Here is a 10,078-nt window from a genome sequence, read left to right as displayed (position 1 = left end):
CGCCCGACCTTGGGACGCCGGGCCCTTCTTCTGCCCATTCCCCTCGGAAACCCCCACCGGACCTGGAGACCCCTGATGAGAAGAGGAGTCGTGCTCGCCCTCGCCCTGGTGCTCGCGCTGGTGGGCGCCGTGTACGCCCGGCAGGAGCCCTCCGCGCCGCCGTACCGCATCAGCGCCCTGCGCGCGCAGCTCTTCTACAGCGACCGCGGCACCTTCTCCAGGAACATCATCGGCGACTCGACGATCGCGCTGTGGAACACCGTCATCGGCGAAGGCACCGCGGGCGGGCCGTCGAACTCCACGCTGGTGGTGGTGGAGGTCGCCGGGGAGGCGGGATCGTACGAGCCCGGCCGCAGGGTCGAGCTGACCGCGACGGCGGGGACGAAGACGCCGCTGCGGCGCGTCCAGGAGCTCGGCGTGATGAGCGTCCGCGGCCGCGCGTACGTCGGCTACTGGCTCTACGGCACCGGGTGCGAGGAGATCCGCCTTTCCGCGCGACTCCTCGGCCAGCCGCAGGCCTCCACGCGCCGGGCCACGATCCCGTTCGAGTGCGGCGAGTGAGGCGGCGCGACGGCATCTGCGAAGCCCGACCAAACAGAATTATCTCACACGGAGTCAACGGAGTTAACGGAGAACTTCTCCGTTGACTCCGTTTCCTCCGTGTGAGGCTTGATCAGTTCGGCAGGCGCGAACCGCACCTCACGTCATAGGACGTCGCGCTCTCTCGTTACATCGACGGGCCGGACGCGGGGGCAGGCGATGCCCTCGTCCGGCCCGCGCTTCCGTGTGACGAGAAACCTCCGCTGGAGAAGCGACGATGCCGATACACAGCCTGAAGACCCCCGTCCTGGCCCTGGCCGCGGCGGCGCTGGTCGCGGCGGGCGCCTACGCGGCGCGGCCCGGCCACGAGCCGCGCCGGGACCCCGAGAGCCCGCGGCAGGGCGGCGTCCGCGCGGGCCGGGTGGGCGCGGGGCGCGGCGAGGCGCAGAGCCGCACGCTGCGCGCGTTCCGGTCCCGGCAGGAGCTGGCGGCCTTCCTCCGGCGCCTCGCCGAGGAGCAGCGGGCCGTGGCCCGCCAGCAGCCGATGGTGGTCGAAATGGCCCCGTCCGTGAGCGCGGACGCCGTGGGCAACGCGCCCGCGACCGCCGCCGAGGAGGCCGAGTCGGTCACCAACGTGCAGCACGCGGGCGTCGACGAGGGCGGCATCGTCAAGCTGCACGGCGACTACCTGGTGATGCTGCGCCGCGGCCGGCTCTTCACCGTGCGCGTGGGCGACGGGGCGCTCAGGCCGGTGTCGGCGGTGGACGCGTTCGGCCCGGAGATGGACCCCGGCGGCACCTGGTACGACGAGCTGCTCGTCTCGGGCGAGAACGTGGTGGTGATCGGGTTCAGCTACGAGCGCGGGGGCACCGAGGTGGGGCTCTTCCGCATCGACGGCGCGGGCCGGCTCCACTACCGCTCCACCTGGCACCTGCGCTCGAACGACTACTACTCGTCGCGCAACTACGCGAGCCGGCTGGTCGAGGGCAAGCTGATCTTCTACACGCCCCTCTACCTGTCGCTGGACGGCGGCGACCTGTTCGGCGACTTCCCGGCGATCCGCCGCTGGCACCCGGGCGCCCGGGACGACGAGTTCCGCCCCGTCGTCCCGCCGACGCGCGTGTACCGGCCGGAGCGCCGCGTGACCGGCGAATACGGGGTGGCGCTGCACACCGTCACCGTCTGCGACCTGGGCCGCGGCGAGCTGGACTGCCGGGGGACGGGCGTGCTGGGCCCGGCGGGGCGCGTCTTCTACGTGTCGCCGCAGGCGGTGTACGTGTGGGTGAGCGACTGGGCGCGGGAGGGCGACGAGAAGCGCGCGCCCGCCCTGCTGTACCGCATGCCGCTCGACGGCTCGGGCCCGAGCGCGCTGGGCGTGGCGGGGAGCCCGGTGGACCAGTTCTCGTTCCTGGAGAGCGGCGACCATCACCTGAACGTGCTGGTGCGCTCCGAATCGTCGGGCGACGCCATGTGGGCGCCGGAAGTGGCCGCGGGCGACGTGGCGCTCTTGCGGGTGCCGCTCTCCGCCTTCGGCGACGGCAGCGGCGACGCGCCGAGGTCGCGGTACCGCATGCTCCCCCGGCCGGAGGGATACACCTTCCAGAACCGCTTCGTGGGCGAGCACCTGCTGTACGGCACCGGCAGCGGCTGGGGCGCGCCGGAGCAGACGGGCCGGGCGAGCCTGTACGCGGTGCGCTGGGCGGGCGGCGCGCCGGTGGAGCTGGCGCTCCCCCACGGGGTGGACCGCATCGAGGCGCTCGGCTCCGACGCGGTGGTGGTGGGCACCGACGGGCGGGACCTGCACTTCAGCGCCGTGCGCCTGGGCCCGCGGGCGCGGCTGGCCGGCCGCTACACCATGCCGGGCGCCTCGCAGGGCGAGCTGCGCAGCCACGGCTTCTTCTACAAGCCCGACGGCCCCGGCTCCGGCGTGCTGGGCCTGCCGGTGCGCGGCCCCGGGCGCCCGGGCTACGAGCACCTGGTCGAGGGGTCGGCGTCGATCCTCTTCCTGCGCAACCAGTCGCTCAGCTTCCAGGGCCTGGGCGAGCTCGCCGCGCGCCCCGAGGGCTCGGCGGACGACGGGTGCCGGGCGTCGTGCGTGGACTGGTACGGCAACGCGCGGCCGCTCTTCGTGCGCGGGCGCATCTTCGCGCTGCTCGGCTACGAGATCGTGGAGGGCGCGCTGGACGGCGGCCGCATCCGCGAGACGCGCCGCGTCAGCTACGCCCCCAGCCGGAGCGTCGCGTCGGGCAACTGAGGAACCGATAGAAGAAAACGGCTTTCGTCTCACGCAGGGTCAGCAGAGTCAGCAGAGTCAGCAGAGAACTTTCCTGTTGACTCTGCTGACTCCGCGGCAGCAGGCCGCGCACCTGGCCCCGGCCTGCCGCCCTGCTGCTGAACCGTGCTCCGACAGCGGCTTACGCTGCTCGGAGCATTGGCCTGGTGTCGGGTGGGAGAGAAAGCGGGACAGGTCCACACCGCGAGTGTGTCCGGGCGATCCGTCCTTCGTGGAAGCTCCTCGATCCAGGGGCGTGTCAAGGTCTTGCGTGCGATGTGGACGCGCGGGACACAAAGGCGTCCCTCTCGAAACGCTTCAGCCACACCCGCGCCTGCCCAAGCGCGATGCGCACGATTTTCGTCGGGCCGCGCCAGCGCCATCGCGGCGGCATCGGCTTCTCGAACCTTTCACCCGCGAGCCACAGCGTCACGCCGGCCATTACCGCGAGTTGACCGCGGGGGAACAGCATCGGCAGCAGCATGAGCGCGAAGCACGAGCCGATGCACCATGACGCGTGCGAGAAGCCGAAACGCAGCACGTCGAGATCTGCCTTGACTCCGAACGCGGCGAGCTCCGAATGTGCGTGGCAGCGATTGAGACAGTGTTGTTTCTGGGGCGAAGACTGGCAGACGGCCACCACCATGACGGCGAGCGCCGACACGGCGGGCTGCTCCGCCGCGACGATCCACGCCGCCGCCGTCAGCAGCACGACGGTGGCCGCGATCCAGGGCAGCGCGTAACTCGCCGCGAACAGCGCGACCGCGCGCCAGCGTCTGCGGGCGAAGCTCCGGTCACGCACGTGGCGCACCGGGGCTCCACTGAGCGGCACCATCATCGCCGCGAACATCAGGGCCGCTTCCGCGACCAGCGACGCCGGTGTCCACCTCATCGACGGCATCGAACCGTGGACCACGCCGGCCGGATGGACGACGAGCACGAGCCAGGCCGCCGCACCGACCGCAAGCAGCGGCACCCGCACCCGCATCCGCGCACGGGCGGCGGCCGTCATCCGCGTTCTACCGCCCCTGCCGGTAGACGCTCACGCGGCCGATGCTGACCTGCGCTTCCTCCGGCACGTCGTCGAACGGCACGATCCTGACATCCAGTGCATTCGCATCAAGCCGGTTCTCCAGGTGCAGCGCATTGACGATCTGCGTAATCTCCAGGACGAACGTGAGGCCCGCACCCGCGTGCTCCTCGTCGGAGGCCGTGGCCTGGCGCGCGCCGAACAGCGCGATGGTGCCGGCCAGCCGCTCCGGATGATTCTCCGGATTCTCGCCTTCCGGAACGTTGACGTACACGTCAAGCACCGTTCCGTCCTGCAGGCCGCGCACGTTCTCGAGGTTCAGGAACACCCGGTCGGGCGCAGCCGCGGGCACTCCCTCTTCGGCGGCTGTCGCGGCAAGGTTCGCCGTCATCTTGCGGCGTGTCGGTTCGTCGAGCCGGACGGGCGCGCGGACTTCGCCGCGGCCGGTGATCCGCAGCGGCTGGTCGCTCGCGCCGACCAGCTCCACGTTCCGCCTCCTGGTCGCCATCGCAGCAGCTCCTTCCCTGGTCCCGGCCGCGACCCGCAGTTTCTCCAGCCGATCCGCGATCTCGGGGCTCACCGCGGTGGGCGACAGATCATCGTATACGTAATCCAGTCGAGCGAGATCGCCCATGTCGCCGGGTGTGTACTTCCACTCCTTGCCGCTCGGCGGCCACGGCATGACGAACGCGCGCTCGCCGATGCTGGCCGGCCCGTTCACCCACTCCCCTTCGGCCGGGTTGCCCATGCTCGCAGGTTCTCGAAGCCAGACCTCCCACAGCCGGTCGATGTTCGCGTGATGTAGCCAGAAAATCGGGTCGAGGGCGGCCGCGGGGGGAGTGGACATCAGGCCCGGAAGCGTTGGAGCGTTCGGATTCCTGCCGCCGACCAGGCCATGCACCGCGTCGTGCGGCTGCGCCTCGAGGAGCCCGTGGACTTTTCCCCTGTGCTCGAACCCCGTGTCGACGCCGCCGAAGCCGGGAGAGCCGCCGCTCGGAACACCAGTGAAGTCCGGATCGGTTAGCGCGTTGAGGTTCACACGGTTCAACGGCACGTACACGTTGCCATCACTCTTCGGCCCCCAGCGCTGCTCGACGAAGAGAGGGTTGTTCCCCTTGCCGTCCGGCCAGTCGGCCGATGCGAACGCCGGAGGCAGCTTGAACTCGTTCGGCGCGAAGCAGTTCCAGTAGGGAAGCGCCCAGTCGGACGGCCCGCCCAGGCTGGTGACCGCGTCGCGGACCGTGGCCTCGAACGCGAGCAGATATCCGCGGTGCCACGGAAGGAAATACCAGGTGCCGTGCTGGCACTGGTCCCAGAAGAGATCGACCAGCGCTTGCGCCGGCATCTTGTCCGAGGACGACAGATAGCCGTACAACTCCCACAGCTTCTCGTTGATTCCGTGGATGGCGGCGTAGAAGCGCCAGCTCGTAGGGTCGGCGAGCTTCCGCGCCTTCATCGCCGCGACGCCGCGCGCGTACCAGAGGAGCGTCGGATCCGAAAAATCGCCGCCGTTCGTGTAGACGTTCGTCCGCGTGTAGCTCATGCTTTCCCCTGGGATGAAAGGTGTGTCTTCGAAGAACGTTCACCCAACTTTGCCGAGATCGTCCTGGTATGGAGCACGCTTCATCGTTCCGGGATGTCCTTGTATTTCGTTGGAGTTGATCCGCTCTTGCGGGCAACGCCCGCGAGCAGGTCCCGAGAGCAACCGTTTCCCTCGTCGAGATCGATGAATCCAGCCCCCTCGTCGCCTTCGAGGTCGAGGATTGCATGGTAAAGCCCGCTCGATGCCGCTGCCCGTCCGAGTTGTGGCGTGTCAGGCCTGTGGGAACGCAGAGATGCATCGCAACGAGGGGAAAGTCAAGAATCGACGTTAATCGGAGGGTCGTGGTCGGACAGGGCAGGCTGGGGGGTCCTGCCCGGCGTGCTCGAAGCAGGCTCCACCCTCCACCACGTGTACCCGGCGGGCAATGTGAGCCGGGTGTGGCGGGCGGTGGGCCGAGTGTTCCTCTCGTCCAACACGCACGACGGGGACGTGGAGGCGGCGATGACGGCCGCGTTCGTCTGCGGCCCGCTCGCGGCGCTCATCGGGTTCGTGGTGGGGCTCGTCAGGTCGGGGAGGAGGATGCCGGCCGGTCAGGGGCCAGAGCGGTAGGTTCGTGACGAGGAGAAGTCGCGCTGTCGCGAATCGGCGCGCTCGTGCATTGTATGCTGCGGAACCCCTTCGATCTCCCTCCCCTCGACCACGATCCTTCATGCGCTTCGTCCCGCGCCGGCGCTGGCCCGTGCTGGCTGCCCTCGGCGTCGTCCTCCAGCTCTCGTGCGGCAACCCGGTCTGCGCGTGCCCTCCGGCCCGGACGCACGCGGTCGCCTTCGGGACCGTCCGCTCGGCCGCGGGCGCTCCCGTCCAGGGCGCCACGGTGAAGGCTTCCGTCTTCCAGAGCCAGTGCGGCGAGGGATTTCGCGAGCCTGCCGACGCCGGGGTGACGAGCGCGGTCGGAGAGTACGAGCTCCGCTTCTTCTCGGTGAGTGGACCCGGGACGCGGTGCGTGCGCTTCGTGGCCTCGCGCGGAGCCGCGGGCAGCGACAGCGTCGTGGTCGACCAGCCCGCCGTGGAGATGCGCCACGAGCGGAACGACCCCGCCCGCGTGCGGATCGACTTCGTCCTCCCGTAGCGCCGTCGTCGCCTGGTCCGCCACGACGGTCAGCGCGGGACGAGGAGCTCGCGGATGTAGTCGCCCACCAGGTTGGCCGCGGTGTCGTAGTTGCTCAGCACCACCACCGTCGCCGATGCCTCGGGATAGACCCACAGGTGCGCGCTCACGCCCGGGTCCGCCCCGCGGTGGCCGTACGAGCCGGCCAGGTACCGCTCGTGGTAGCGCTCGGCGGCGAAGCGCTCGATCGCCGCCGAGTCGCCGGAGCCGATCGCCCGCAGCAGCCCGGCGAGCGCGGCGCCGGCCGGCCCCGGGGGCAGCGGCGCGCCGGCCGGGCTTCGCGGAGCAGGCGACGCCGAATCATCCGCGCGCACCCCTCCCGCGCACGCCGCGACGAGCAGCGCGGCGGCCGCCGCCGCCCCTCCCCGCAGCGCCCATCGCCACGCGCCGGACTTGTCGCCGCGCTGGTTCCGCCCCATGCTCATGCTCCCCGGGTGGAGGTGGACCGTCCACGTGCGGGGGCTTAGACCGGGAGATATAGGCGAGGGTTGGTCCCGCACGGGACGAGGTTCCACGCAGCGCGCGGCGGTCCCGATGTACACGGTGTTCGTCGCCGAGAACTCGGCCTACATGGACCGGAGCGCGGAGCGCAGGCTCGGCGACTTCCCGGCGTGGGACGAGGCGGTCGCCGCCGCCCGGGACGTCGTGGAGCGCTCGCTCCGGGAGCTGCACGCGCCGCCGATGGACGCCGAGCACCTCTTCCGTCTGTACACGCTGTTCGGCGAGGACGCGTACGTCGTCCCCTCCGGCGAGCCGCGCCGCTTCTCCGCGTGGGACTACGCCCGCGAGCGCTCCCGCCAGATCTGCCGATCACCTTCCTGAGAGCCCGATGCCCGACGATTCGATCGCCCTTCTCCCCGCGCACGAGCTGGCGCGCCGCGTCCGCGCCCGCGAGCTCTCGCCGGTGGAGGTGCTGGACGCCTGCCTGGAGCGCGTGGAGCGGCTGAACCCCCAGATCAACGCCGTGGTCACGCTGAACGACCGCGCGCGCGACGAGGCGCGGGAGCTGGAGCGGCGGATCGCGCGCGGCGAGGACCCCGGGCCGCTCGCCGGGCTGCCGGTGGGGATCAAGGACGTGACGGAGGTGGCGGGCGTCCGCACCACCTATGGCTCGCCGCTCTTCGCCGACCACGTGCCGGCGGAGGACGCGCTGGTGGTGAGCCGCTTCCGCCGGGCGGGCGCGGTGGTGCTGGGGAAGACGAACACGCCCGAGTTCGCGGCGGGGGGCAACACCTGGAACGACGTCTTCGGCCGTACGCGCAACCCGTGGAACCCGGAGCGGAGCGCGGGCGGCTCCACCGGCGGCGGCGCGGCGGGGCTGGTGACGGGGATGATCGCGCTGGCGCAGGGGACCGACCTGGGCGGCAGCCTGCGCATCCCCGCCTCGTTCTGCGGCGTGGTGGGCCTGCGCCCCTCGGTCGGCCTCGTCCCCACCTGGCCGAGCGACTACCTGTGGGACACCCTGCAGGTGACCGGGGCGATGGGGCGCACCGCGGAGGACGTGGCCCTGGCGCTCCAGGCGCTCGCGGGCCCCGGCGACCGCTCTCCCCTGGCGCAGCCGGTGGACGGGCGGGACTTCGCCGCGGCGGTGCGGGAGGCGGACGCGCGGGGCCTCCGGCTGGCGTACTGCCCGGACATCGCGGGGATCGGGATCGACGCCGACGTGGAGCGCGTCTGCCGCGAGGCCGCGCTGGCGCTCGAGTCGGCGGGGGCGGCGGTGGAGGAGGTGGCGCTGGACCTGTCGTACGGGCGGAAGGCGTTCCTGGCGCTCCGGGGGCTGTGGTTCGTCTCCATGCTCCACCCGCACCTGGACAAGCTGGAGCGCTTCGGCGTGAACGTGGCCAACAACCTGCGCGCCGGCCTGGCGACCACCACGGAGCAGATCGGCGCGGCCGAGCAGGCGCGGCGGCGCATCTGGGAGACGTTCCGCGACTTCTTCGGGCGCTACGACCTGCTGCTGACGCCCACCATGGCCGTCCCCCCCTTCCCCGTGGAGGAGAACTTCCCGCGCACCGTCGGCGGGCGCGAGATGGAGACGTACGTGGACTGGATCGCGCCGACCTTCGTGCTGAGCCTCACCGGCCTCCCGGTCGCCTCCGTCCCCGCGGGGCTCGACTCGTCCGGCCTGCCGGCGGGGCTGCAGCTGGTCGCCCCGCCGCGGGGGGAGGAGCGGGCGCTGGCGCTGGCGAGCGTGGTGCAGCGCCTGCGGCCGACGGGGACGCCCGTGCTCTGATCCGCGCTCGCCGACAGGTCTTCACCCAGCGAAGCGCTGTCATCCTGAGGGCGCACGCGCGGAACTCACGGTCCGCGCGGGAGGTTGCGCGCCCGAAGGATCTGCGGATGGGGACCGCACGTCAGCCAGGCTCACGCTCGAACCCGACCCGCAGATCCTTCGTCGCCGCCAATCTTCCGCCCACTCGACAGATCCCGCGCGGCGGCTCCTCGGGATGACACCCTTGGCCTTCCTCATCAGGACCTCCTCGGAATGATCGACCTCCGCACGCCGCTCTCGCCCGGCACCTCGTTCCGCTTTCCGCTCCAGTCGCGGGAGGGGCGGCGCGAGGTGCTGTGGGGGGCGTTCCTGCTGGTGGCGCTCCCTGGCGTGGGGTGGCTGCTCAACATGGGGCACCGCGTCGCGTTCGTGCACCGCATGCTGCACGGCGAGCCGCCCTGGCCCGCCTGGCGCGGCTACGGACGGCTGCTGCGGCACGGGCTGGTCACCTTCGGGGGGATGCTCTACTACTACGCGCCGGCGGGGGCGATCGGGTACGCGGCTTGGCGCCTGGGCTCGGTGCCGCTGGGCGCGGCCGCGGGGGTGCTGGCGGTGCTCGCCACGCTGGCGATCCCCGGCTACATGACGCACTACTGCCGCGAGTTCGACGTGCGGGAGATCTACAACCCGGCGCGCGCCCTCTCGCGGGCGCTGCAGGGCGGGCGCGACTACTGGCGCGCGTGGGGGATCGCGCTGGCGGCGCTGGCGCTCTCGTTCCTGGGGCTGCTGGCGCTGGGCGTCGGCTTCCTGGTCACCAGCGTCTGGTTCTGGCAGGTGGCCGGCTTCAGCTTCGCCAGCGTGTTCGCGCACCGGTGGCGGCTGCACGCCCCGGCGGCGGCGGACGGCGAGCCGGGCCGCGCGGCCGCGATGGCGGTGGAGGAGGCGGAGGGCATTCACTCGTAGCGGCGGGCGCCGGCGCGGCGGCGGGGGCCCTCACCCGCCGCCTTGGAGCGGCAACCCTCTCTAAACTTCGGGAGAGGGTGGACTTTACACCTCCGGTGCGATGGTCGGGATCGGGTGCTGGCTGTTCCCTGTACCCTATTCCCTGTCCCCTGCAGTTGCGTGAGGGATGCGCGCCCGACAGGGCCGGGACGCCGCCGCCACAGGGGTATCGTGGCGGCGGTGGCCCGGCGCCGTTGGGCACAGTCGTATCGTGCCCTACGGCGCGCGCAGCCCGGCCCGGAGCGCAGCGGAGGGACACGCCCAACGCAGTGCGAAGTGCGAAGTGCGAAGTGCGGGAGTACGGGAGTACG

The 10,078-nt window shown here is 71.7% G+C and carries 10 protein-coding genes; 7 read left to right on the top strand and 3 right to left on the bottom strand.

Annotated elements, in window-relative coordinates:
- Positions 1 to 75: 75 nt before the first annotated feature.
- The gene (locus VF746_10855; GenBank protein HEX8692911.1) at positions 76 to 561 is read left to right on the top strand and encodes a hypothetical protein; all 486 of its coding nucleotides are present in this window, start codon (positions 76 to 78) and stop codon (positions 559 to 561) included.
- A gap of 256 nt (positions 562 to 817) precedes the next feature.
- Positions 818 to 2,794 (top strand): beta-propeller domain-containing protein, encoded by a 1,977-nt coding sequence (locus VF746_10850; protein HEX8692910.1) that lies wholly within the window; start codon positions 818 to 820, stop codon positions 2,792 to 2,794.
- 277 nt (positions 2,795 to 3,071) lie between these two features.
- On the opposite strand, the gene VF746_10845 is transcribed toward VF746_10850, so the two are convergent.
- Positions 3,072 to 3,824, bottom strand: a complete 753-nt coding sequence (locus VF746_10845) for a DUF2182 domain-containing protein (GenBank protein ID HEX8692909.1) — start codon at positions 3,822 to 3,824, stop codon at positions 3,072 to 3,074.
- Between the two features lie 7 nt (positions 3,825 to 3,831).
- On the bottom strand, positions 3,832 to 5,385 hold the full coding sequence (locus VF746_10840; GenBank protein ID HEX8692908.1) for a tyrosinase family protein: 1,554 nt from the start codon (positions 5,383 to 5,385) through the stop codon (positions 3,832 to 3,834).
- Between the two features lie 378 nt (positions 5,386 to 5,763).
- Here VF746_10840 and VF746_10835 point away from each other — a divergent pair, with 378 nt between their 5' ends.
- A complete protein-coding gene (locus VF746_10835; GenBank protein ID HEX8692907.1) occupies positions 5,764 to 5,994 on the top strand; it encodes a hypothetical protein in 231 nt (76 codons plus the stop codon).
- 100 nt (positions 5,995 to 6,094) lie between these two features.
- Positions 6,095 to 6,514: a hypothetical protein gene (locus VF746_10830; GenBank protein ID HEX8692906.1), complete on the top strand. Its 420-nt coding sequence runs from the start codon at positions 6,095 to 6,097 to the stop codon at positions 6,512 to 6,514.
- A gap of 29 nt (positions 6,515 to 6,543) precedes the next feature.
- On the opposite strand, the gene VF746_10825 is transcribed toward VF746_10830, so the two are convergent.
- Positions 6,544 to 6,978 carry a hypothetical protein gene (locus tag VF746_10825; protein HEX8692905.1) on the bottom strand — a complete coding sequence of 145 codons (435 nt, stop codon included), beginning with the start codon at positions 6,976 to 6,978 and terminating at the stop codon, positions 6,544 to 6,546.
- A gap of 109 nt (positions 6,979 to 7,087) precedes the next feature.
- Between VF746_10825 and VF746_10820 the strand changes: the two genes are divergently transcribed.
- From VF746_10820 to VF746_10810, 3 genes are all read left to right on the top strand, one after another.
- Positions 7,088 to 7,375: a hypothetical protein gene (locus tag VF746_10820; GenBank protein HEX8692904.1), complete on the top strand. Its 288-nt coding sequence runs from the start codon at positions 7,088 to 7,090 to the stop codon at positions 7,373 to 7,375.
- A gap of 7 nt (positions 7,376 to 7,382) precedes the next feature.
- Entirely contained in the window at positions 7,383 to 8,786 is a 1,404-nt protein-coding gene (locus tag VF746_10815) for an amidase family protein (GenBank protein HEX8692903.1), read from the top strand.
- 252 nt (positions 8,787 to 9,038) lie between these two features.
- Positions 9,039 to 9,728 (top strand): DUF4013 domain-containing protein, encoded by a 690-nt coding sequence (locus VF746_10810; GenBank protein ID HEX8692902.1) that lies wholly within the window; start codon positions 9,039 to 9,041, stop codon positions 9,726 to 9,728.
- Positions 9,729 to 10,078 lie beyond the last annotated feature (350 nt).

It is taken from the genome of Longimicrobium sp., assembly GCA_036389795.1.
Taxonomy (GTDB): domain Bacteria; phylum Gemmatimonadota; class Gemmatimonadetes; order Longimicrobiales; family Longimicrobiaceae; genus Longimicrobium.
Note: the sequence above shows the minus strand (reverse complement) of the source record. Positions and strands in the feature narration are given on the sequence as shown.